The organism is Aggregatibacter sp. 2125159857 (assembly GCF_017798005.1).
Lineage (GTDB): Bacteria > Pseudomonadota > Gammaproteobacteria > Enterobacterales > Pasteurellaceae > Aggregatibacter.
This window is the reverse complement of the sequence record NZ_CP072548.1, coordinates 1,693,135-1,715,014: the sequence shown is the minus strand read 5'-3', so window position 1 is coordinate 1,715,014 and position 21,880 is coordinate 1,693,135. Positions and strand designations below refer to the sequence as shown.

Annotated in this window: 22 protein-coding genes; 11 read left to right on the top strand and 11 right to left on the bottom strand. The window is 43.2% G+C overall.

The window, feature by feature from the left end; all coding sequences use genetic code 11:
* The first annotated feature begins 6 nt into the window (after positions 1-6).
* From thrB to htpG, 5 genes are all read left to right on the top strand, one after another.
* Positions 7-951, top strand: a complete 945-nt coding sequence (gene thrB / locus J5X96_RS08350; protein ID WP_006717206.1) for a homoserine kinase — start codon at positions 7-9, stop codon at positions 949-951.
* A 62-nt stretch (positions 952-1,013) separates the two neighbouring features.
* On the top strand, positions 1,014-2,288 hold the full coding sequence (gene thrC / locus J5X96_RS08345; protein ID WP_209363023.1) for a threonine synthase: 1,275 nt from the start codon (positions 1,014-1,016) through the stop codon (positions 2,286-2,288).
* A 57-nt stretch (positions 2,289-2,345) separates the two neighbouring features.
* Positions 2,346-3,113: a 4'-phosphopantetheinyl transferase superfamily protein gene (locus J5X96_RS08340; RefSeq protein WP_209363021.1), complete on the top strand. Its 768-nt coding sequence runs from the start codon at positions 2,346-2,348 to the stop codon at positions 3,111-3,113.
* Between the two features lie 56 nt (positions 3,114-3,169).
* On the top strand, positions 3,170-4,294 hold the full coding sequence (dprA, locus tag J5X96_RS08335) for a DNA-processing protein DprA (RefSeq protein ID WP_209363019.1): 1,125 nt from the start codon (positions 3,170-3,172) through the stop codon (positions 4,292-4,294).
* Positions 4,295-4,440: 146 nt separating this feature from the next.
* Positions 4,441-6,324, top strand: coding sequence for a molecular chaperone HtpG (gene htpG, locus J5X96_RS08330; protein WP_209363017.1), 1,884 nt, complete (start codon positions 4,441-4,443; stop codon positions 6,322-6,324).
* Positions 6,325-6,427: 103 nt separating this feature from the next.
* Here htpG and J5X96_RS08325 read toward each other — a convergent pair whose 3' ends face one another.
* Entirely contained in the window at positions 6,428-6,583 is a 156-nt protein-coding gene (locus tag J5X96_RS08325) for a hypothetical protein (RefSeq protein ID WP_209363009.1), read from the bottom strand.
* Positions 6,584-6,767: 184 nt separating this feature from the next.
* Here J5X96_RS08325 and J5X96_RS08320 point away from each other — a divergent pair, with 184 nt between their 5' ends.
* From J5X96_RS08320 to J5X96_RS08305, 4 genes are read left to right on the top strand one after another with little or no spacing between them, the layout of a single operon-like run.
* Entirely contained in the window at positions 6,768-7,163 is a 396-nt protein-coding gene (locus tag J5X96_RS08320; protein WP_209363007.1) for a helix-turn-helix domain-containing protein, read from the top strand.
* Positions 7,164-7,171: 8 nt separating this feature from the next.
* Positions 7,172-7,516, top strand: coding sequence for an ArsC family reductase (locus tag J5X96_RS08315; RefSeq protein WP_209363005.1), 345 nt, complete (start codon positions 7,172-7,174; stop codon positions 7,514-7,516).
* A 27-nt stretch (positions 7,517-7,543) separates the two neighbouring features.
* Positions 7,544-8,677, top strand: a complete 1,134-nt coding sequence (gene dapE, locus J5X96_RS08310) for a succinyl-diaminopimelate desuccinylase (protein ID WP_209363003.1) — start codon at positions 7,544-7,546, stop codon at positions 8,675-8,677.
* 1 nt (position 8,678) lies between these two features.
* Positions 8,679-9,359 (top strand): M15 family metallopeptidase, encoded by a 681-nt coding sequence (locus tag J5X96_RS08305; RefSeq protein ID WP_209363001.1) that lies wholly within the window; start codon positions 8,679-8,681, stop codon positions 9,357-9,359.
* A 142-nt stretch (positions 9,360-9,501) separates the two neighbouring features.
* On the opposite strand, the gene J5X96_RS08300 is transcribed toward J5X96_RS08305, so the two are convergent.
* The 5 genes from J5X96_RS08300 to J5X96_RS08280 all read right to left on the bottom strand — a co-directional run bounded on the left by J5X96_RS08300 (position 9,502) and on the right by J5X96_RS08280 (position 14,973).
* Complete coding sequence (locus tag J5X96_RS08300; protein WP_209362999.1) at positions 9,502-12,429, bottom strand: valine--tRNA ligase; 2,928 nt, start codon at positions 12,427-12,429, stop codon at positions 9,502-9,504.
* Between the two features lie 8 nt (positions 12,430-12,437).
* Positions 12,438-13,508, bottom strand: a complete 1,071-nt coding sequence (locus tag J5X96_RS08295) for a hypothetical protein (RefSeq protein WP_209362992.1) — start codon at positions 13,506-13,508, stop codon at positions 12,438-12,440.
* A 14-nt stretch (positions 13,509-13,522) separates the two neighbouring features.
* Positions 13,523-13,834, bottom strand: a complete 312-nt coding sequence (gene yqfB, locus J5X96_RS08290) for a N(4)-acetylcytidine aminohydrolase (RefSeq protein WP_209362990.1) — start codon at positions 13,832-13,834, stop codon at positions 13,523-13,525.
* A gap of 98 nt (positions 13,835-13,932) precedes the next feature.
* On the bottom strand, positions 13,933-14,493 hold the full coding sequence (locus J5X96_RS08285) for a hypothetical protein (protein ID WP_209362988.1): 561 nt from the start codon (positions 14,491-14,493) through the stop codon (positions 13,933-13,935).
* Between the two features lie 33 nt (positions 14,494-14,526).
* On the bottom strand, positions 14,527-14,973 hold the full coding sequence (locus J5X96_RS08280; RefSeq protein WP_209362986.1) for a DNA polymerase III subunit chi: 447 nt from the start codon (positions 14,971-14,973) through the stop codon (positions 14,527-14,529).
* Between the two features lie 211 nt (positions 14,974-15,184).
* On the opposite strand from J5X96_RS08280, the gene fumC reads away from it, so the two are divergent.
* Both fumC and J5X96_RS08270 read left to right on the top strand, forming a co-directional pair.
* Complete coding sequence (gene fumC / locus J5X96_RS08275) at positions 15,185-16,579, top strand: class II fumarate hydratase (RefSeq protein ID WP_209362984.1); 1,395 nt, start codon at positions 15,185-15,187, stop codon at positions 16,577-16,579.
* Positions 16,580-16,677: 98 nt separating this feature from the next.
* Positions 16,678-17,277 (top strand): hypothetical protein, encoded by a 600-nt coding sequence (locus tag J5X96_RS08270; RefSeq protein WP_209362982.1) that lies wholly within the window; start codon positions 16,678-16,680, stop codon positions 17,275-17,277.
* Positions 17,278-17,621: 344 nt separating this feature from the next.
* On the opposite strand, the gene serA is transcribed toward J5X96_RS08270, so the two are convergent.
* The 5 genes from serA to rdgB all read right to left on the bottom strand — a co-directional run bounded on the left by serA (position 17,622) and on the right by rdgB (position 21,760).
* Positions 17,622-18,854: a phosphoglycerate dehydrogenase gene (gene serA / locus J5X96_RS08265; protein WP_209362980.1), complete on the bottom strand. Its 1,233-nt coding sequence runs from the start codon at positions 18,852-18,854 to the stop codon at positions 17,622-17,624.
* A gap of 18 nt (positions 18,855-18,872) precedes the next feature.
* Positions 18,873-19,529 (bottom strand): ribose-5-phosphate isomerase RpiA, encoded by a 657-nt coding sequence (gene rpiA / locus J5X96_RS08260; RefSeq protein WP_209362978.1) that lies wholly within the window; start codon positions 19,527-19,529, stop codon positions 18,873-18,875.
* Positions 19,530-19,625: 96 nt separating this feature from the next.
* Positions 19,626-20,795, bottom strand: a complete 1,170-nt coding sequence (hemW, locus tag J5X96_RS08255) for a radical SAM family heme chaperone HemW (RefSeq protein ID WP_209362976.1) — start codon at positions 20,793-20,795, stop codon at positions 19,626-19,628.
* On the bottom strand, positions 20,795-21,118 hold the full coding sequence (locus J5X96_RS08250; protein WP_006719266.1) for a YbjQ family protein: 324 nt from the start codon (positions 21,116-21,118) through the stop codon (positions 20,795-20,797). Before J5X96_RS08250 ends, hemW begins: the two co-directional genes overlap by 1 nt.
* Before the next feature lie 42 nt (positions 21,119-21,160).
* Positions 21,161-21,760, bottom strand: a complete 600-nt coding sequence (rdgB, locus tag J5X96_RS08245) for an RdgB/HAM1 family non-canonical purine NTP pyrophosphatase (protein WP_048749301.1) — start codon at positions 21,758-21,760, stop codon at positions 21,161-21,163.
* Positions 21,761-21,880: the final 120 nt, after the last annotated feature.

Below are 21,880 nucleotides of genomic sequence, written 5' to 3'. Positions count from 1 at the left end.
AATGTTATGCTAAGAGTCTATGCGCCGGCCTCCAGTGCCAATATCAGCGTCGGTTTCGATACCTTAGGTGCGGCAATTTCCCCGATTAACGGTTCATTATTAGGCGATGTGGTGCAAATCGAACCTATCGCCGCCGGCTTTGAGTTAGAAAGTGCGGGTTATTTTGTGCGTAAATTGCCAAAAGAGCCGCAAAAAAACATCGTTTATCAAGCCTATGTGTTATTCAGCGAACAGCTCAAACTACGTAACACAAAAGTCAAACCGCTGCGCTTAACCTTAGAGAAAAATATGCCTATCGGTTCAGGATTAGGATCCAGCGCCTGCTCTATCGTTGCCGCCTTGGTTGCGCTGAATAAATTCCATGACGAACCGTTTTCTAAAATGGAATTGTTAGAAATGATGGGCGAGTTGGAAGGACGCATTTCCGGCTCCATTCATTACGACAATGTAGCGCCTTGCTACTTGGGTGGCGTGCAGTTTATGGTGCAATCACTCGGCAACATTTGCCAAACCTTGCCGTTTTTTGACCATTGGTATTGGGTCTTGGCGTATCCGGGAATTGAGGTGTCTACCGCGGAAGCCCGAGCAATTTTACCGAAAAGCTATACGCGTCAAGATGTTATCGCACATGGTCGTCATCTGGGTGGTTTCGTGCATGCTTGCCACACGCAACAGGAAAATTTAGCCGCCATGATGATGAAAGATGTCATTGCCGAACCTTATCGCGAAGCCTTGTTGCCTAACTTTGCCGAAGTGAAACAAGCAACGCGTGATTTAGGGGCATTAGCCACCGGAATTTCAGGCTCCGGCCCGACGATCTTTTCCATCGCACCGGACTTGCATATTGCCGGCAAACTTGCCACTTACCTTGAAAATCATTATTTACAAAACAACGAAGGCTTTGTGCACATTTGCAAAGTCGATAATGCCGGCGCAAGAGAACTTGATTAAAACACCGGAAAAAATCACCGCACTTTTGTCTTAAAGGTGCCAAACAAAAGAACAGGTTTCACATGAATTTATACAATATCAAACACCCCGAAGAACAGGTCAATTTTGCCCAAGCGGTACGCCAAGGGTTAGGCAAAGATCAGGGCTTGTTTTTCCCTGAAAACATACCCCACTTAAGCAATATCGATGAGCTATTGGCATTGCCGCTAGTTGAGCGCAGTCAAAAAATCCTTGGTGCCTTAATCGGTGAGGAAATCCCTCAAGCGCAGCTTGAACAAATGGTGCGCAACGCCTTCACTTTCCCAGCACCGGTTGCCAACGTGGAAGACAATATTTATGCATTGGAATTGTTCCATGGTCCGACCCTTGCTTTTAAAGACTTCGGCGGACGCTTTATGGCACAAGCCCTTGCGACTGTACGCGGTGACGGCAAAATCACGATTTTAACGGCAACCTCCGGTGACACCGGTGCGGCGGTCGCCCATGCATTCTATGGTTTAGAAAATATCGATGTGGTGATTTTATACCCGAAAGGTAAAATCAGCCCGTTACAAGAAAAACTCTTCTGTACCCTCGGCGGCAATATTCGCACCATCGCAATCAATGCCGATTTCGATGCCTGCCAAGCTTTAGTCAAACAAGCCTTTGATGATGCGGAACTACGCCAAGCCATCGGCTTAAACTCGGCGAACTCCATCAATATCAGCCGTTTATTGGCGCAAGTGTGCTATTACTTTGAAGCGGCAGCACAATTACCAAAAGAACAACGTGAAAACTTGGTGGTTTCCGTGCCAAGCGGCAACTTCGGCAACCTCACAGCCGGATTAATCGCCAAAACCCTCGGCTTACCGATTAAACGTTTTATCGCTGCCACCAACGCCAACGACACCGTGCCGCGTTATTTACACAGCGGAAACTGGTCACCAAATGCGACTGTTGCTACGCTTTCTAATGCGATGGACGTTTCTCGTCCGAACAACTGGCCTCGCGTGGAAGAATTGTTCAAACGTAACGGTTGGGCATTGACTGAGTTACATTCTGCGGCGATTTCCGATGCACAAACAGAAGACACTTTACGCGCCATGCACCAACTGGGTTATTTGTGCGAACCACACGGTGCAGTGGCTTATGAAGTGTTAAAACAGGATTTACAACCAGGCGAAACCGGCTTATTCTTGTGCACTGCGCATCCGGCAAAATTTAAAGAATCCGTCGAACGTATTTTGGATTTGACGCTGCCGTTACCGGAAGCGTTGGATAAACACAACAAACTGCCGTTGTTATCCGATGAAATGGAAAACGATTTTGCGCAGTTAAGAGCTTATTTATTGAAATAAGGCGACAAAGTGCGGTGACAAAATTCAACGAATTTTAACCGCACTTTTCTTATCACGATGACAACGCTAATCGCTTGGGGAAATATTCACACGCCCTTCCCCTTTCATGACATTCCAGCCGACCTTGTTCCGGCAAATTTGCTGACGTTAAGCCACAACAACCCGCGTATGCAACAACGTTGGCAATGTCGTCGTTTAGCGCATTTCTTGCTGTGGCAATTACTCAAAACAGCAGAAAAACCGACCGCACTTTTAGCGCAAATTTCGCGTACAGAAACTGACCGACCGCAATTTCCCTTTTCTGATTTCGATTTCAATATCAGCCATTCCGGTGATTGGGTGGCAGTGATTTTGCATATCAGCCAATCAGGTGAAAAAAGTGCGGTTGGAATCGACATTGAATCGCCTAGCAAAGAACGCCCTTATTTAGCCCTATTGGAACATTTTGCAAGCACGGAAGAAATCGACTGGTTTCAGCAACAAACTAACCCCAAATCCGCCTTTTACCGCATTTGGTGCCTGCGCGAAGCCGTGTTGAAATCCCAAGGCGTAGGTATCGCCAAATTATCAGAAGTTACACATCAGCCGGAAACCTTACACATTTTCTCGGCCCATTGCCCCCGTGGACAGCTGTGTTTTACCGATGAACTGCCTTTTTATCTCGCCTTTTTTGTGAATCAAGAAAGCTCGATATTGCCTCAATATTTTGTTTGGTCTGAGCATGGGTTTGTTTCTCAGCAGATGCCAGATAGCGTTTGCTATAAGGTAAATTCATCAAACAAAATAGAAAAAATCCGATCGAGATCGCATATTTCAAAGGTATAACTAGCAACAGCCTTGCATTTCTTTAACGATGTCATTTTTTGTCACAGGATCAAAAAATGACAACACCTTCGGCATTATTATTACGTTTATTACAGATCCCAAAATTCGGCCCGTCGGCGGTGAATAAAATCATTAGTCAAATCGATATAACGGATTTACTGGATTACGATGAAGTCGCTTTCACACAAATTGGCTGGTCGCCCGCACAAATTCGCGCTTGGTTTCAACCGCAACAACGCTATATTGAACCTGCATTACAATGGGCGGAAGATGAGGGCAACAGACTGTTAACCTGCCTCGAGCCGGATTATCCTTATCTCCTAAAACAAATCGAAAGCGCGCCACCGATATTATTTGTCAAAGGAAATGTCGATAGCCTTGCCCAATCCCAAATTGCCATGGTCGGTAGTCGCCAATGTTCGCACTATGGCGAGTATTGGGCCAACTATTTTGCAACGGAATTAACCCTCAACGGTTTAACTATCACCAGTGGTTTAGCACTCGGGATTGACGGCATCTGCCATCAAGCGGCAGTAACCTTAAAACGCCCGACCGTTGCCGTATTAGGTAGCGGATTAGATAAAATTTACCCGACCCGACATCGAACACTGGCGCAACAAATTTTGGAATATCAGGGCGCATTAGTCTCCGAATTTCTACCATCACAACCGCCGATTGCGGAAAATTTTCCACGAAGAAACCGCATTATTAGCGGATTATCGATTGCCACATTAATTATTGAAGCCACGGAAAAAAGCGGTTCCTTAATTACCGCCCGTTATGCCTTGGAACAAAATAGAGAGATTTTTGCGCTCCCCGGCAATATTCAAAATGAATTTAGTCATGGTTGCCACAAGCTCATCAAACAAGGCGCCATGCTGGTAGAAAACATCCACGATATTTTAGATAATTTGTCTTTGCATTCCCCGACACCGTATCAGCAGGCGCCGCTATTCAGTCATGAAATAGACAAGCCAAAAGTGACGCTTGACACATACGCGCCTCCAGCTGAACCTCCTGCACACCCTGCGTTGTACCAAGCGATTGGACATACACCGATAAGCGTCGATGATCTCGCCACAAACTTAAAGATGCCGATAGAACAGGTGTTGATTCAGCTGATGGAACTGGAATTACAGGATTTAATTTCTCAAAACAACGGATTATATCAGCGTAATTAAAAGAGAAGATCACGGTTCGGATTAGGATATTCGTTAAAAATAGCATCATTTTCCACCGCACTTTTCTTTTTTATAGCTCTTGAAATTTTACCTTCCGCACTTATATCCATAATGTTTTTAATTAATTCAACATAGGTAGGAAGAATATGAGTACAAATCAAGAAACCCGTGGCTTCCAATCGGAAGTCAAACAACTTCTCCAATTAATGATTCATTCTTTATATTCTAATAAAGAAATTTTCTTGCGCGAGCTGATTTCAAATGCCTCCGATGCGGCGGATAAACTGCGTTTCAAAGCCCTGTCTAATCCGGCTTTATATGAAGGTGACGGCGAATTGCGTGTGCGCGTCAGTTTTGATGCGGATAAAGGTACACTCACCATCAGCGATAACGGGATTGGGATGACTCGTGAACAAGTGATCGATCATTTGGGCACGATTGCTAAGTCCGGAACAAAAGAATTTTTGACCGCACTTGGGCAAGATCAAGCGAAAGACAGTCAGCTTATCGGTCAATTCGGTGTGGGCTTTTATTCTGCTTTTATCGTTGCCGATAAAGTCACCGTGAAAACTCGTGCAGCAGGCGAGCCGGCTGATAAAGGCGTGCTTTGGGAATCTGCCGGGGAAGGCGAGTATTCCGTGGCGGATATTGAGAAAAAATCTCGTGGCACTGACGTGATTTTACATTTACGTGAGGACGAAAAAGAATTCTTAAACGATTGGCGTTTGCGTGAAATTATCGGTAAATATTCCGATCATATTGGTTTGCCGGTGGAAATGCTCACCAAAGAATATGATGACGAAGGCAAAGAAATCGGTGAAAAATGGGAAAAAATCAATAAATCTGATGCTCTTTGGACACGTTCTAAAAACGACATTTCCGATGAGGAATACAAAGAGTTTTATAAACATTTAAGCCATGATTTTGCGGATCCGTTATTGTGGGCGCACAACAAAGTGGAAGGCAACCAAGAGTATACCAGTTTGCTTTATGTGCCGTCGAAAGCGCCTTGGGACTTATTTAACCGTGAACATAAACACGGCTTGAAACTTTATGTACAACGCGTGTTTATCATGGATGATGCGGAGCAATTCATGCCGAATTATCTGCGGTTCATGCGTGGTTTAATCGACAGCAATGACTTGCCGTTAAATGTATCCCGTGAAATTTTGCAAGACAACAAAACCACGGCGGCGTTACGTAAGGCCTTAACCAAACGTTCGTTGCAAATGTTAGAAAAATTAGCGAAAGAGGATGCCGATAAATATCAGCAGTTCTGGAAAGAATTTGGCTTAGTGCTAAAAGAAGGCCCTGCGGAAGATTTTGGCAATAAAGAGACCATTGCGAAATTATTGCGTTTTGCCTCTACCCACAACGACAGCAGTGAACAAACCGTGTCATTAGAAGACTACGTTGCCCGCATGAAAGAAGGGCAAAAAGCCATCTATTACATTACGGCAGACAGCTATGTGGCGGCGAAAAATAGCCCTCACTTGGAGTTGTTCAACAAAAAAGGCATTGAAGTCTTATTGCTTTCCGATCGTATTGATGAATGGATGTTAAGCTACTTAACGGAATTTGATGGCAAACCGCTCCAAACCATCACAAAAGCGGATTTGGATTTAGGCGATTTGGCAGATAAAGAAGAAACCGAAGCGCAAAAAGAACAAGATAAAGCCTTTGATAGTTTTATTGAGCGTGTAAAAATCTTGCTGGGCGAACGCGTGAAAGAGGTCCGTTTAACTCATCGCTTAACGGATACACCGGCAGTGGTTTCTACCGGTAATGACCAAATGACCACGCAAATGGCAAAACTTTTTTCCGCCGCTGGCCAACCGGTGCCGGAAGTGAAATACACATTTGAACTCAATCCGGAACATCACTTGGTGAAAAAAGTGGCTGACATTGCCGATGAAGCGGAATTTGCCGATTGGGTGGAATTGTTGCTAGAGCAAGCCATGCTTGCGGAGCGCGGTTCATTAGAAAATCCGGCGGCGTTTATTAAGCGCGTTAATAAGTTGTTAGTTTAATAATGAAAAAATGCCTTAGCGTAATTGCTAAGGCATTTCCATAAGTGGGTTTACAATATTCTTAGTTAATTGTAAGTAAGAAAAATGTAAACGGTTCCTTTGTTTATCTTCCACCTGGACGGCGATCAGCGGCGCGATCTCCACAGGCAGAACCATCTTTGGCGTACTGCCAACTATGATCACATCTTCCTGCGTTAGCAAAAGAAGAAAATGTGCCTAAAGCAAAAGTTGCTAATAAAATCATTGCAATTTTTTTCATATATACTCCAAGAATTAATTAACCTAAATGTATGAATAATGCACGACATAAGTCAGTGTTTCGGTTAAAATCACTCTAGGCATTATTCGTAAAAAATTATAAGTAACTGAGTTTTATAGGAAAGATTGTGATTGTTGTAGCATTCTATACAATTTGTTACTTGACAAAATGATAGGAGAGAAATATGGGCGTTAATGAAAAAGTAAGATTATTTCGAGAATTAAATCAATGGTCTCAAGAGGAAATGGCTGAAAGAATGAATATGTCTGTAACAGGATATGCAAAGATTGAACGAGGAGAAACTAATTTAAGTTTACATAAATTGAAACAGATTGCCGCAGTTCTTCAAATTGATTTAATTGATTTGGTCTCTCCTAATGATAATGGAGTTATTTTGGTTGGTGGTGAGAATAACCAAAATCATTTTCGTAATAATTACTACGGTAGTCAGTCTGCTGAGTTTGAAATTGAAAAGTTAAAACTAGAATTGAAGCATAAAGATGATCTGTTAAAGCAAAAAGAAAATGAATTGGATAGCTTAAAAGAATTAATAACCTTGTTAAAACAAAATATTAAGTAGAGAAAAACATGATTACCGTTTACGGCATTAAAAACTGCGATACCGTGAAGAAAGCATTGAAATGGCTCGCGGATCACAACATCGAACACAAACTCCATGATTATCGAGTGGAGGGTTTAGATACGGCTTTTTTACAGCAAGCGGAAGCGCAATTCGGTTGGGAAAATTTGGTGAATAAACGTAGCACAACTTGGCGCAATCTTGACGAGGACGTGAAAAAAACGTTGTCAAAAGCCACCGCACTTTCCGTGCTTGCCGAGAATCCTACACTGATTAAACGCCCGATTATTTTGCAAGAGGGGAAGGCATTGATTGGTTTTAATGAAAAAGAATATCAAGCTGTTTTTGCCTAAAGTGCGGTGATTTTTTCAGGAGTTTTTATGAACGAAAAAGTGATTTCTCTTGCGCAGGCGTTAATCCGCCGTCCCTCTATCAGCCCGAATGACGAAGGTTGTCAGCAACTGATTGCCGAACGTTTAAAAAAATTAGGTTTCCACATTGAATGGATGCCTTTCAACGACACCTTAAATTTATGGGCAAAGCATGGTGCTGGTGAGCCAGTGATTGCCTTTGCCGGACATACGGATGTGGTGCCAAAAGGGGATGAAAGCCAATGGACGTATCCGCCGTTTTCTGCAGAAATTGTAGATGATATGCTTTACGGACGTGGTGCTGCTGATATGAAAGGCTCATTAGCCGCGATGATCGTGGCGGCGGAAGACTATGTGAAAGCCAATCCAAACCACGCGGGCACGATTGCCTTGTTGATTACCTCCGATGAGGAAGCCGCAGCGAAAGACGGCACGGTACGTGTGGTAGAAACCTTAATGGCGCGCGGTGAGAAAATCACGTATTGCATGGTGGGCGAGCCGTCCAGTTCGAAAACTTTGGGCGATGTGGTCAAAAATGGTCGTCGCGGTTCGATTACGGGCAACCTCTATGTTCAAGGCGTTCAAGGCCATGTGGCATATCCGCATTTGGCGGAAAATCCGATTCACAAAGCGGCGCCATTCCTACAAGAACTGACAACCTATCAGTGGGATAACGGCAATGAATTTTTCCCACCGACCAGTCTGCAAATCGCCAATATTCATGCCGGTACGGGCAGCAATAACGTGATCCCAGGCGAGCTTTATGTGCAATTTAATTTGCGTTATTGCACGGAAGTTACCGATGAAATCATCAAACAGAAAGTCGCTGAAATGCTGGAAAAACATGGATTGAAATACCGCATTGAGTGGAATCTTTCCGGCAAACCGTTTTTAACCAAACCGGGTAAATTATTAGATGCGTTAACCGCCGCTATCGAACAAACCACAGGCATTACGCCACAAGCGGAAACCGGTGGCGGTACCTCTGACGGCCGCTTTATTGCGTTGATGGGCGCGGAAGTGGTGGAATTTGGGCCGCTTAACGCGACCATTCATAAAGTCAATGAGTGTGTGAGCGTAGATGATCTCGCCAAGTGCGGTCAGATTTATCATCAAATGTTAGTCAATTTATTGGATAAATAAGATGAAATTAACCCCTGACATGTTGACCGGCAAATCGCGGGAACATTTGGTGAATTTGCCAACACCACATTCTCCTCATCATTTTTTGCAGGCGCAGGCAATGAACGCCTTTCAAGGGCTGCAACAAAGTGCGGTCAAACATGGCTTTAATTTACAACCTGCCAGCAGCTTTCGTGATTTTGCGCGCCAACAACTGATTTGGAACGGTAAATTTAACGGTGAACGCAAAGTGCACGATGATGCAGGCAATGCGTTGGATTTGACCCACTTGGACGATTGGCAAAAAGCGCGAGCTATTTTACGTTGGTCGGCACTACCAGGAGCGAGTCGTCACCATTGGGGCACAGAAATTGATATTTTCGCTCCCGATCTTTTGCCTCAAGGTCAATCCTTACAGCTTGAGCCTTGGGAATATGAAAAAGGCGGTTATTTCTTTGAACTGAGTGAATTTCTCACCGAAAATCTACCGCACTTTGATTTTAGTTTGCCTTTTATGCAAATGCCGGCAGAGAAAAAAATCGGGCGTGAGCCTTGGCATATGAGTTACATACCGTTAGCAGAGCAGGCGGCAAACGTGTTTACCCCTGAAGTGCTATTGAAGGCGTGGGAAAACGAAGAGATTGCGGGGAAAAATGCGTTAACAGCACATTTACCAGAGATTTTTGCACAATTTTTTATTTAGCAATAAAAGCCGGTATTCATTGTTTTGATACCTCATTAGGCTTGAGAGAATGAAAATAGTGTAGCTAAGTGGCAACAGTCCATTCTTCTCTTTTTGTTTTTCTTGAAAAAAAGTAGGCATGATGCCTACTTTTTATATTCAATTACAACGCTTCAATCGCCTTATACTGTTCACGAATTTTTTCTAATCCGGATTGGTATTCGGCTTGTTTTTCGCGTTCTTTGGCAATAACCGCTTCCGGAGCTTTGGCGACGAAGGCTTCATTGCTGAGTTTGCTTTCAATGCGTTTAACTTCGTTTTGATATTTTTCAATCTCTTTGGTTAAACGGGTAAGCTCGGCTTCTTTGTTGATGAAACCTGCCATCGGCACGAGGATTTCGGTATTGCCGACTAACTTCGCCACAGCCAACGGTGCTTGTTCGCCCTCTTTAAGCACGCTGACGTTGTCTAATTTCGCCATGGCTTGTAAAAGTGCGGTCTGTTTTTCCAGTATTTTTTGCTCATCGGCTGGAATATTACGGAATAACAGATCGAGGCCTTTGCTTGGTGCAATGTTGCTCTCTGCGCGAATGTTACGCACGGCAACAATCACGTCTTTGAGCCAATTGATCTCTGTTTCAGACTCGGCATCAAACGCGTTTTCTTCCACACGCGGGAAAGGTTGCAACATGATGCTATCGGCAGTAATCCCCATAAAACCTTTCACTTTTTGCCAAATTTCTTCGGTAATAAATGGCATGAGCGGGTGTGCTAAACGCAACAATTTTTCCAACACATGAACTAAGGTTTGGCTTGCTGCACGAATTTGCGCTGCGTTGCCGTTTGCAAATACCGGTTTGGTGAGTTCCAAATACCAGTCACAGAATTGGTTCCAAGTGAATTCATAAATCGCATTGGCACAAAGGTCGAAACGGTATTGGCTTAATGCGCTGCGGAAAGCTTCTACTGTGCGATTGAATTCGGATTGAATCCAGCGGTCTGCCACGGAGAATTCAATTTCCCCTTGGCTTAAATCTAATTTGTCATTGGTGAGCACGAAGCGGCTTGCATTCCACAATTTATTACAGAAGTTGCGGTAACCTTCTAAGCGTTTCATATCCCAGTTGATATCACGACCGTTTGAAGCCAATGCGGCTAGTGTGAATCGCAATGCGTCTGTACCGTGAGCAGCAATACCCTCAGCAAACTCTTTGCGGGTTGCTTTGGCAATTTTCTCTGCTAATTGCGGTTGCATCATGTTGCCGGTGCGTTTTTCAAGTAAATCTTCAAGGCTGATGCCGTCAATCATATCGATTGGATCAAGCACGTTACCCTTCGATTTCGACATTTTTTGGCCTTGTTCATCGCGGATTAAGCCGGTCACGTACACGGTTTTGAATGGTACTTGCGGTTTGCCGTTTTCATCTTTCACAAAGTGCATCGTAAACATAATCATACGCGCAACCCAGAAGAAGATGATATCGAAGCCTGTGATTAATACATCCGTTGGGTGGAACATTTTGAGTTCTTTGGTTTGCTCCGGCCAACCTAAAGTGGAGAACGTCCACAAGCCTGAGGAGAACCACGTGTCTAACACGTCTTCATCTTGTTTGAGCGCCACATTAGGATTTAACTGATATTTCGACCGCACTTCCGCCTCACTGCGCGCGACATAAATATTGCCTTTCGCGTCATACCACGCCGGAATGCGGTGTCCCCACCAAAGTTGGCGAGAAATACACCAATCTTGAATATCACGCATCCAAGAGAAGTAAAGGTTTTCATATTGTTTCGGCACGAATTGGATTTCGCCGTCTTCCACCGCTTTAATCGCCACATCAGCAAGCGGTTTCACGTTCACATACCATTGATCGGTTAACATCGGCTCAATCGGCACACCACCACGGTCGCCATAAGGCACTTTCAAATCGTGCGGTTTGATTTCGTCTAATAACCCCAGCGCTTCAAAATCTGCCACGATTTTCTTACGTGCAGCGAAACGCTCTAAGCCACGATAATCGGCTGGGATAACATATCCTTCAGAGGAACTGACAGCGTAAAAACTTGGTGAACTATATATTTTTTCACCATTCGAATAAGTTACATTTTCTTTTGGTTTTTCTTGATAAGTTAAAACTTCTGCCTCATTACGAATATGGGCATTTAGAGTAAAGATATTAACCATTGGCAATTTATGACGATCACCCACTTCGTAGTCGTTAAAGTCATGGGCAGGGGTGATTTTCACCACACCGGTACCGAATTCACGATCCACATAGTCATCGGCAATAATCGGAATTTCACGGTTTGCCAACGGTAGAACCACGGTTTTACCGATTAAAGATTGATAACGCTCATCTTCCGGATGCACCGCCACCGCCGTATCGCCCAACATGGTTTCCGGACGCGTGGTTGCTACGACTAAATACTCTTTACCATCGGCGGTTTTAGCGCCGTTGGCTAACGGATAACGGAAATGCCAAAGGGAACCTTTGCTCTCTTTGTTTTCTACTTCTAAATCAGAAATCGCAGTGTGAAGTTTTGGATCCCAGTTTACCAAGCGTTTGCCACGGTAAATCAAACCTTCTTCATGCAAGCGAACAAACACTTCTTTTACCGCGTTGGATAAACCCTCGTCCATGGTAAAACGCTCACGTTCCCAGTCGATAGAGTTGCCTAAACGGCGCATTTGTTGGCTGATTGTGCCGCCTGAATAGGCTTTCCAATCCCAGATTTTGTTGATGAACGCTTCACGACCATAATCGTGGCGAGTTTTGCCTTCTTCAGCGGCAATTTTACGTTCCACCACCATTTGGGTTGCAATACCCGCATGGTCTGTCCCCGCTTGCCATAACGTGTTATGCCCTTCCATACGGTTAAAACGGATTAAAGTATCCATTAAGGTTTGTTGGAAAGCGTGCCCCATGTGCAGGGAACCTGTGACGTTCGGTGGCGGAATCGCAATGCAATAGCTCGGTGCATTTTCATTTTCAGACGGTTTAAAATAACCGCTCTCTTCCCAATGTTGATAAAGGGCTTGTTCTACCGCAGACGGATTAAAACGGTCTGCCATTTCGAATTTTTGTGTCATTGTTTTCTCTATTTTGTTAATTTCGAACCTAAATTTCTTAAATTATCAGCTATCTCATCAGACTTAACGAAAGCTGAATCTAGATATCGTTCTTTCATGATCTTCATTAAATCATAAATACTAATTTCTTTGATTAAAATATCTGGAGACTGTTTATCTTCTATTAGTCTCGTTTCCCCTTTAGTTATAATCCAAATTTGTTTATCTGCATTATCATTGAATGAAATAGTTTGCTTTACTATTTTTCCACTATATGTAGAACCAAAATTATAGTTAATATTTGTAGAACTTCTTATTATTTGAGACTCATAATTATTAATTTGAGTCATTTTTTCTTGTTCCCACACAGATGTAGGTTTTAAAGTACAATCATAAATAACTTCTAATCTATGCCCATTTGTTGATACGCTTGATACTTTAAATATACCATCGGCTCTTCCCCCTGAATTATTCCTTGGGACAGCATAAATCTCTGGAATTCCTAGAGATTTTAATATAAAGAAGGTAAAATCCTCGAAATCAGATCCTCTATAAATTTTTTCTAAACTTGATTCTAAATTAGTAAAAAATATCTCAGTTAGTATTTTTGTGTCTAATTCTTCTTTTATAAAACTATCTTTAATCTCGTTTTTTTTAATCAATTTTAATTCGTTAGCAAAGCATTTATCATTAACAAATTTAGGAATAAAACTAACAGAATCTCCTTCTTTTAATCCATTAACATCATCTGCTGATAATGAATGTTTATACGAATTTTTCTTACAAAAGAAATCATTTTCTTGTTTCTCATTAACTTTATTAATTATAAAGTCACCATTGTCTAGTATCTTCTTTATTGTTGATTCTAAGTGTTTCTCAGCAAGTTCTATATTATTAGCAAAAGCGCCTTTTTCTTTAATATTAGGGATAAATCTAACTAATGAGCCTTCTGCTAAAGATTTTATTTCTTTCTCAAGTAGAGTTTCAGCATAAGAGGACTTTTTGCATAAAAAGTCTCTTGATTGATTCTTATCTATTTTGTTAATAATAAGATCACCATTATCAAGAACTTGTTTTATTGTTGATTCAATTTTATTCATAACATATCCTTTCATCATGCCAAATTAAATTTGATTACATAAAATAGACTCTCATTCGGATAAATTACTTTAATCACTTCTCGCAATTCCTCCAACCCCATATTTTCCTGCTTCGCATGCTGTTCCGTCAGTTCATCCAGAGTAATCGGTGAAACACTTAGCACTTTAATCGTGCAGAAATATTGATTATCTTCAAAGCGACCAACACGTAAAATATCACCCGCTTTAAAATGGCTTTCCGATTTATCTCGAATGGTGATGGTTTTACGCCCGGCGAGGATGTCGGCTTCAAAGCGTTGGTAAAAAGTGATGTCGTTTGGTTGCATTTTATTTCTGAAAGTGCGGTCGGATTTTTAGGTATTTTTGCAACAAAACCCCATCTTTTAAGATGAGGTTTGTGCTATAGATTAATGCCGGCAATCTTTTATTTTGCCAATTCGCGTTTTACGCGTTGCATTTCTCGAATCAGACGTTCTTCTTCTTGGCGGCAATAGGAATCCATTTTAATCTTTCCGCTGTCATCTTTAATATCATTCACACAGCGAACTTGCGTGTATTGTTTTTCTAACATGCTTAATACGCGCGCTAATTCTTGTTTGTGTGCGGCTTGTTTATTTGTGGCTTTAACACTTGCCGGTGCGGCAGTCGCATTTTTAGGTTGTGCCGCTTGGGTAGCTTGTGCTGCCGCATTCGCTGACGCAGGCTCTTCTGTTGTCGCAGGGGCTGTTGCTGTTGCATTTTCTTGTGGTGCAGGTTCAGCCATATTTGTATTAGGCTGTGCCGGCATTTCTGTGGCAGCGGCAGGTGCGGTTTCTGTTGCGGTAGGAGATGTTGCTTCAGGGCTTTGTGCCGGCATTTCTTTTGTTGGTTCGGCAGGTTCTGAGGCTTTGGCTTCTTCCTGTACGACCTGTGGCTTAGGATCATCACAAGCGGTGAATAAGAACGTTGAGCAGGCAATAAATAAAGCGAGAATTGATTTTTTCATGTTTTAGGCTCCATATAAAATAATGAGTCAAGATTAGGCAGCGTTTTCTGTCGAAAGCTGCCAACCTTGGGTTCGCAAGAATTTATAACGCTCCCGAGCAAGTTTTTTGGCTTGTTCTTCTGCGGGCACAAAATCAATAATTTGATTAAAGGTGCCAAAAAATTCAGGCAGTACTTGTTGCAAATTAATCAGTAAATCTCTTCGTTGAGCGTTACGCTTTGATGACCAGCTAATTTCAATGGGTGTTGCGTAGGTTGTTATTTCACCAAAGAGATTATGCGGGACAAATTCATCAGGATCTCGCTGCCATAAGGCTTCATCTAATAGCAATGCCTGTTCCTGTGTTTCACAGCTAATGAGCACCCGTTTCCCCAAACGCCATGCCGCCGCGGCAAGATTGCACGCCAACTGTTCTTGAGCAGACAACCCACTTTGGGACGCCATGTCATGGAGTAAATAAAATTGTGCTGATTGCGCCATAAAAACATACCTCAACAGAGATGCAAGCTGAGATTTTAGCGGAAATCAGCTTAAATAGAAAATGTTAATTTTCAAAACGTTTTACAAACTCACCGCACTTTATGATCTAGGTCACAAAACCGATTTTCTGTTTGTAATTTCAGTTCATTGAAGAGATTGTCAATGTTAGAATCCTCTTGTTCCTGTTAATAATCATTATGAGGTAATCAAAATGGAATTTCGTATTGAAAAAGATACCATGGGCGAAGTTCAAGTTCCGGCAGACAAATACTGGGCGGCTCAAACCGAACGTTCCCGCAATAATTTCAAAATCGGTCCTGCGGCATCTATGCCACATGAAGTCATCGAAGCCTTTGGTTATTTGAAAAAAGCGGCAGCATTCGCTAACCATGATTTAGGCGTGTTGCCTGTGGAAAAACGGGATTTAATTGCGCAAGCTTGTGATGAAATTTTAGCAGGCAAATTAGACGATCAATTCCCGTTGGTGATTTGGCAAACCGGTTCCGGTACGCAATCCAACATGAACGTGAATGAAGTGGTGGCAAACCGTGCGCACGTTTTACACGGTGGCAAATTGGGCGAAAAATCCATTATTCACCCGAATGATGATGTGAACAAATCCCAATCTTCCAACGATACCTTCCCAACCGCAATGCACATTGCCGCATACAAAAAAGTTGTCGAAACCACTATTCCTGCCGTAGAACGTTTACAAAAAACCTTTGCAGCAAAATCTGAAGCCTTTAAAGATGTGGTGAAAATCGGCCGTACGCACTTAATGGATGCAACCCCATTAACATTAGGTCAAGAATTCTCTGCTTATGCGGCGCAATTACACTTTGGTTTACTTGCATTGAAAAATACCCTACCGCACTTACGCCAATTAGCCCTTGGTGGCACAGCTGTAGGTACAGGTTTGAACACACCGAAAGGCTATGATGTGAAAGTGGCAGAATACATTGCTAAATTCACCGGTCTTCCGTTCATTACCGCAGAAAACAAATTTGAAGCATTAGCAGCGCATGATGCTATCGTGGAAACTCACGGTGCGTTACGTCAACTTGCTATGAGCTTGTTCAAAATTGCTAATGATATCCGTTTATTGGCATCCGGCCCACGTTCCGGTATCGGTGAAATCTTAATTCCGGAAAATGAACCGGGTTCTTCCATCATGCCGGGTAAAGTTAACCCAACCCAATGCGAAGCCATGACCATGGTTTGCGCACAAGTGTTTGGTAACGACACCACCATCGCGTTCGTCGGTTCTCAAGGTCACTTCCAATTGAACGTGTTCAATCCGGTAATGATTGCCAACTTCTTACAATCCGCCCAATTATTGGCAGATGCCTGTGTTTCTTTCGATGAACACTGCGCAACCGGTATCGAACCGAACTACCCACGCATTAAACAACAACTTGAAAATTCATTGATGTTGGTCACCGCACTTAATACCCATATCGGTTATGAAAATGCGGCGAAAATTGCGAAAACAGCACACAAAAACGGTACTACCTTACGCGAAGAAGCCATTAATCTTGGCTTGGTTTCTGCGGAAGATTTCGACAAATGGGTGCGTCCGGAAGATATGGTGGGCAGCTTAAAATAACGTGATGCGTTAAATTAAGCTATGAGTAAAGAAGACGGGATCAATTTCCCGTCTTTTTTGCTATAATCGTCCACATAAATTTTTATGACGGATTGTTTATGAAATTAAAATCGCTGCTGTTTATTTTAGGTTTAATACCGACCGCACTTTCTGCCCATTGGGTCAATGTGGGCACTGCCGACTATAACTGGGGGCCGTTCTTGGTTTATTCCATTGATTTGGCGACCGAAGACGGTGCATATCAGGAAAACCAATTACCTATCATGCTTTCTTTCAAATATGAAAAGCCCGTTGAAGGAAAAAATTTTGCGATTAGCTTAATTAAAGAAATGGAATTTCTAAAAGCGGATAAAGCCAAAACGGATTTGTGGCTAAAAGACATGCAGGCTATTTTCCCGGACTTCTCTCCAAATGCGATATTGCGTTATATTGCGCTACCCGATAAAGGGTATTTTATTTTGAATGATTCCGTTTTAGATCATGAGTTTGAACCGGAATTCAGCCAAATGCTGATCAATATTTGGTTGTCACCACAGAGTAACTTCGTCAAATTACAGCCCCAATTATTGGGTAAGGAAAAAGGAAATGTTTCACCGGAAGCGTTTAAAACGCAACCGGAAATTGATCCCATGGGGGAGGATGAGGCCAGTCCGCAATTGCCACCGAATTTTCCGCTGAATGCGATAGAGTCGGAATAACACATAAGCCAACCGACTTTATTCATTTTTCTTAATATAAAAGCCTTTCTAATGAAAGGCTTTTATTGCACAAATGATTAACATTAACCTCGATGTGTAATTCGTGATTTCGTTCGTAGCGTGCATCTTGATGCACGACCAAATTACGCACGGAACGTTATTTAACCCTTTTGGGCATTCATGATTTCGTGCAACAAGTTGCACGCTACGATTCACTAAAATAGTGATATGAAAATAAACACGGTGACCGGTTTTCACAAGCCCCTTGAGGGGCTTGTGAAGTATAGTCCCTTATAGGGGAGTCTAAAAACCGCACGTTTTATGTGCGGATTGTTATTTTCTCGTTAAAACAAGATCCGCGTGCGAATTGTGCCCTCAATATGACGCAATTTATCGATCAATGGTGCGGAATTGTCGGTTTCCACATCGATCACCACATAGCCGATTTTCGGATCGGTCTGTAAATATTGCGCCGCGATATTGACATTGGCTTCAACGAAAATTTGGTTGATTTTTGTCAAAATACCCGGACGGTTTTCATGAATGTGCAACAAGCGTTTGGAGCCTTCGTGTTCCGGTAGAGAGACTTCAGGGAAGTTGACGGAAGACAAGGTTGAGCCGTTGTCGGAATATTTCACAAATTTACCGGCGACTTCGAATCCGATATTTTCTTGTGCTTCAGCCGTAGAACCCCCGATGTGCGGCGTTAAGATCACATTATCGAATTTGCGCAATGGTGAAACAAATTCTTCGTTAATGGAGGCCGGTTCTTTCGGGAATACGTCGATTGCCGCACCACGCAATTTGCCTTCTTCTAGCGCCTTGGCTAATGCATCAATGTCCACGACGGTGCCGCGTGCTGCGTTAATCAAAATGGCATCTTGTTTTAATTGGGCAATACGTTCTGCGCTGATTAAGTTACGAGTAGATGGTAAATCAGGAACATGCAGGGAAATGACATCGCAAGAACCGAGCAATTCTTCCAAACTACGCACTTGTTTGGCGTTGCCAAGAGGAAGTTTGTTTTCAATGTCGTAGAAATGCACATCCATGCCCAAGGATTCAGCAATAATACTCAGTTGTGAACCGATATGACCGTAACCCACGATCCCTAATTTTTTGCCACGTACTTCGTGTGAACCCACAGCTGACTTATTCCATAAACCACGGTGCACTTCTGCATTGGCTTGGGGAATGTTACGCATTAATAATAGGATTTCACCTAACACTAATTCTGCTACAGAACGGGTGTTGGAGAACGGTGCGTTAAAGACAGGAATACCGCGGGCTTTTGCTGCATTTAAATCCACTTGGTTGGTGCCGATACAGAAACAGCCGATAGCGATCAATTTCGGTGCGGCCGCAATCATTTCTTCGGTTAAATGCGTACGGGAGCGTAGGCCGATAAAGTGGGCATCTTTGATGGCTTCTTTGAGTTCATCGCCGTCCAATGCTTTTTTGTAGTAATCAATGTTGGTGTAACCCGCGTCGTGTAACGTATCTAAGGCGCTTTGGTGAACGCCCTCCAACAACACAAATTTGATTTTATTTTTATCTAATGAAACTTTTGATGTCATATTTCTCTCCAATGATGTTTAAATGATTTTTGCACCGTCCGGTGTGCCGACAATGACAGTATCTGCCGGGCGTAAAGCGAACACGCCGTTAGTCACGACACCTGCAATGTTATTTAATTCTTTTTCCATTTCCACCGGATTCATAATGGCAAAATTATGTACGTCTAAAATGATGTTGCCGTTATCGGTCACAACGCCTTCACGATATTCTGGCGCACCGCCGAGTGCCACCAATTTACGCGCTACTTGTGAACGTGCCATTGGGATGACTTCAATCGGCAATGGGAATGTAGAGCCTAACACATCAACCTGTTTACTACTATCCACGATGCAGATGAAATTTTTTGCAAGTGCAGCCACAATTTTTTCACGGGTCAATGCCGCACCGCCGCCTTTGATCATCATTTTTTGCGGATTGATTTCATCGGCGCCATCCACGTAAATATCTAAACCGGAGACATCATTTGTGCTGAAAACTTCAATACCTTGCTGGCGGAGTAATGCTTCTGAATTTTTCGATGCTGCTACCGCGCCTTTAATTTGATCTTTTAATGTTCCCAAGGCTTCGATAAAGCAATTCACGGTCGAACCGCTCCCCACGCCTACGATCATATCCGGCTTTACAAATTGCAAAGCCGCTTGCGCGGCAATTTTTTTCATTTCAAGTTGATTCATTTTTTCTCCTTAACATCAGAACATGAGGCTAAAACATTGCGTAAACGATTGCGTTTACTTTAATCAGTTTCCCGGGCATAAACAAGTAGAGATGCGTTATTCGGGCAAAAAGCCTTCTAATAATTCGTTTAAAAACAGTTTACCGTGCTCGGTGACCTGCCAAGTGCGGTCGGTTTCCGTGATGAATTTTTGATCCAGCGCCCAAGCCATCGTCTTATCTACCGCACTTAATGACAAGCCGGTGAATTGTTCAAATTCACTTTTCGGCACGGCTTCCAACAAGCGAAAACGATTCATAAAGAATTCAAAAGGGCGATCTTCAGTGCTGACGTCCCGTTCTTCATACAAATATTCGCCACGCATGTAGCCTTTGGGGTGTTTGGTTTTGCTGTAACGCAAAATTTTTCCGCTTGGAAAACTGAGTTTGCCGTGCGCACCGCAACCAATGGCAAGATAATCACCGAAGCGCCAATAATTTAAGTTGTGTTGACACTGAAAGCCCGGTTTGGCGTAGGCTGAAGTTTCATATTGTTGATAGCCCGCAGCCGTTAATAACTGATGGCCTTGCTCAAAAATATCCCACAATTCATCGTCATCAGGCAATTTTGGTGGTCTGTAGGCAAACATCGTATTCGGTTCGATGGTGAGCTGATACCAAGACAAATGTGGCGGTGCCAGTTCTATGGCTTGGCGTAAATCATCTAAGGCTTCGTTTAAGGTTTGATTGGGTAAACCATGCATTAAATCCAAATTAAAACTACGCAGAGGAGAAACACGGGCGAAACCTACCGCACTTTTTGCCTCGGCGGCATTATGAATACGCCCTAACTTTTGCAATTTTTCATCAGAAAAACTTTGAATGCCCATAGAAATTCGATTTACACCCGCTTGGGCATAGCCTAAAAAACGCTCGGCTTCAGCCGTACCGGGATTCGCTTCGAGGGTAATTTCAATATGAGGTGCAAAAGGAATACGTTGCTCGATTTGATGTAATAAAAACGCGATATTTTCTGCGCTAAACAGGCTCGGTGTGCCGCCACCGATAAAAATTGAATGCAGCGGACGCTGTTGGACGCTTTCCTGATAACGTGATAAATCCGCCGTTAAATCGGTAAGTAAATGGCGCACATATTCCTGTTCGGGAATGGCACCCTTTTGTGCATGCGAGTTAAAATCGCAGTACGGGCATTTCTGCACACACCACGGAATATGGATGTATAAACTCAGCGGTGGTAACAGCAACGGATTTAACGGTGGTGTTATCATTAGCGAACGACCACCGCGGTGCCGCTTGCCACAATCATAAACATGCTTTTGGCATCAGAGGTGATGGTGGTGTAATTGACTTCTACGCCCACAACGGCATTGGCGCCTAATGCTTGAGCGTTTTTCTGCATTTCATCTAACGCTTCTTTGCGCGATTTGGTAATGCGCGATTCATACATGCCGGAGCGTCCGCCGATAATGTCGGTAATGCCGGCAAAAAAGTCGCGGATAAAATTCGAACCGGCAACGACTTCGCCGAACACCAGTTGTTTATATTCGACAATTTGTTTGCCTTCGATGTGAGGCGTGGTGGTAATAATCATCTTTTACTTTCCTTAAAATTTGTTGTGAAAACTGACCGCACTTTAGGCGCCTAATTTGGCTTTAAGTACGGCTAATGCACGGGCACGGTGGGAGATTTTCTTTTTCTCGGCGGTTTCCAGTTCGGCAAAGGTACAACCTGTCTCCGGGCTGAAAAAGAGTGAGTCATAACCAAAGCCGTTGTCGCCTTTTTCTTCAAAAGTAATGACACCGTGACATGCGCCTTGCGCAATAATCGGAGACGGATCGGTTGGGTGTTGTAACAAGACGATGGTGCTAACAAATTGTGCACTGCGGTGTTCGGTTGGCACATTTGCCAATTCCGCTAATAATTTTTCACGATTTTTCGCATCAGCCTGTTCACCATCTACGCCGGCATAACGTGCGGAATATAAGCCGGGTGCGCCGTTTAGCGCGTCAACCACTAAGCCGGAATCGTCTGCAATCGCCGGTAAACCGGATTTTTCCGCCGCATAACGGGCTTTTAAAATGGCGTTTTCTACGAAGGTCAGACCGGTTTCTTCCGGGCTGTCGATACCTAAGTCGGTTTGGGCGATAACCTCAAAACCGAAATCGGCTAACACATCTGCCATTTCTCTGACTTTACCCTGATTGCCGGTGGCTAAAACAATTTTTTGTTTCATGCTTGCTCTCTTACTTGTTTTGTGAAGTGCGGTTGAAAAATGCCTCGTATTATAACGCACCCAATAAAAAAGACGAGGCGCATTGCCTCGTCTTACATAAAAACAATGTTAGAGGAGAGA

What these genes read in the sequence shown, in the direction of transcription:
- thrB (WP_006717206.1), top strand. Translation starts at nt 7, where the DNA reads ATGCTAAGAGTCTATGCGCCGGCCTCCAGTGCCAATATCAGCGTCGGT.
- thrC (WP_209363023.1), top strand. Translation starts at nt 1,014, where the DNA reads ATGAATTTATACAATATCAAACACCCCGAAGAACAGGTCAATTTTGCC.
- J5X96_RS08340 (WP_209363021.1), top strand. Translation starts at nt 2,346, where the DNA reads ATGACAACGCTAATCGCTTGGGGAAATATTCACACGCCCTTCCCCTTT.
- dprA (WP_209363019.1), top strand. Translation starts at nt 3,170, where the DNA reads ATGACAACACCTTCGGCATTATTATTACGTTTATTACAGATCCCAAAA.
- htpG (WP_209363017.1), top strand. Translation starts at nt 4,441, where the DNA reads ATGAGTACAAATCAAGAAACCCGTGGCTTCCAATCGGAAGTCAAACAA.
- J5X96_RS08325 (WP_209363009.1), bottom strand. Translation starts at nt 6,583, where the DNA reads ATGAAAAAAATTGCAATGATTTTATTAGCAACTTTTGCTTTAGGCACA.
- J5X96_RS08320 (WP_209363007.1), top strand. Translation starts at nt 6,768, where the DNA reads ATGGGCGTTAATGAAAAAGTAAGATTATTTCGAGAATTAAATCAATGG.
- J5X96_RS08315 (WP_209363005.1), top strand. Translation starts at nt 7,172, where the DNA reads ATGATTACCGTTTACGGCATTAAAAACTGCGATACCGTGAAGAAAGCA.
- dapE (WP_209363003.1), top strand. Translation starts at nt 7,544, where the DNA reads ATGAACGAAAAAGTGATTTCTCTTGCGCAGGCGTTAATCCGCCGTCCC.
- J5X96_RS08305 (WP_209363001.1), top strand. Translation starts at nt 8,679, where the DNA reads ATGAAATTAACCCCTGACATGTTGACCGGCAAATCGCGGGAACATTTG.
- J5X96_RS08300 (WP_209362999.1), bottom strand. Translation starts at nt 12,429, where the DNA reads ATGACACAAAAATTCGAAATGGCAGACCGTTTTAATCCGTCTGCGGTA.
- J5X96_RS08295 (WP_209362992.1), bottom strand. Translation starts at nt 13,508, where the DNA reads ATGAATAAAATTGAATCAACAATAAAACAAGTTCTTGATAATGGTGAT.
- yqfB (WP_209362990.1), bottom strand. Translation starts at nt 13,834, where the DNA reads ATGCAACCAAACGACATCACTTTTTACCAACGCTTTGAAGCCGACATC.
- J5X96_RS08285 (WP_209362988.1), bottom strand. Translation starts at nt 14,493, where the DNA reads ATGAAAAAATCAATTCTCGCTTTATTTATTGCCTGCTCAACGTTCTTA.
- J5X96_RS08280 (WP_209362986.1), bottom strand. Translation starts at nt 14,973, where the DNA reads ATGGCGCAATCAGCACAATTTTATTTACTCCATGACATGGCGTCCCAA.
- fumC (WP_209362984.1), top strand. Translation starts at nt 15,185, where the DNA reads ATGGAATTTCGTATTGAAAAAGATACCATGGGCGAAGTTCAAGTTCCG.
- J5X96_RS08270 (WP_209362982.1), top strand. Translation starts at nt 16,678, where the DNA reads ATGAAATTAAAATCGCTGCTGTTTATTTTAGGTTTAATACCGACCGCA.
- serA (WP_209362980.1), bottom strand. Translation starts at nt 18,854, where the DNA reads ATGACATCAAAAGTTTCATTAGATAAAAATAAAATCAAATTTGTGTTG.
- rpiA (WP_209362978.1), bottom strand. Translation starts at nt 19,529, where the DNA reads ATGAATCAACTTGAAATGAAAAAAATTGCCGCGCAAGCGGCTTTGCAA.
- hemW (WP_209362976.1), bottom strand. Translation starts at nt 20,795, where the DNA reads ATGATAACACCACCGTTAAATCCGTTGCTGTTACCACCGCTGAGTTTA.
- J5X96_RS08250 (WP_006719266.1), bottom strand. Translation starts at nt 21,118, where the DNA reads ATGATTATTACCACCACGCCTCACATCGAAGGCAAACAAATTGTCGAA.
- rdgB (WP_048749301.1), bottom strand. Translation starts at nt 21,760, where the DNA reads ATGAAACAAAAAATTGTTTTAGCCACCGGCAATCAGGGTAAAGTCAGA.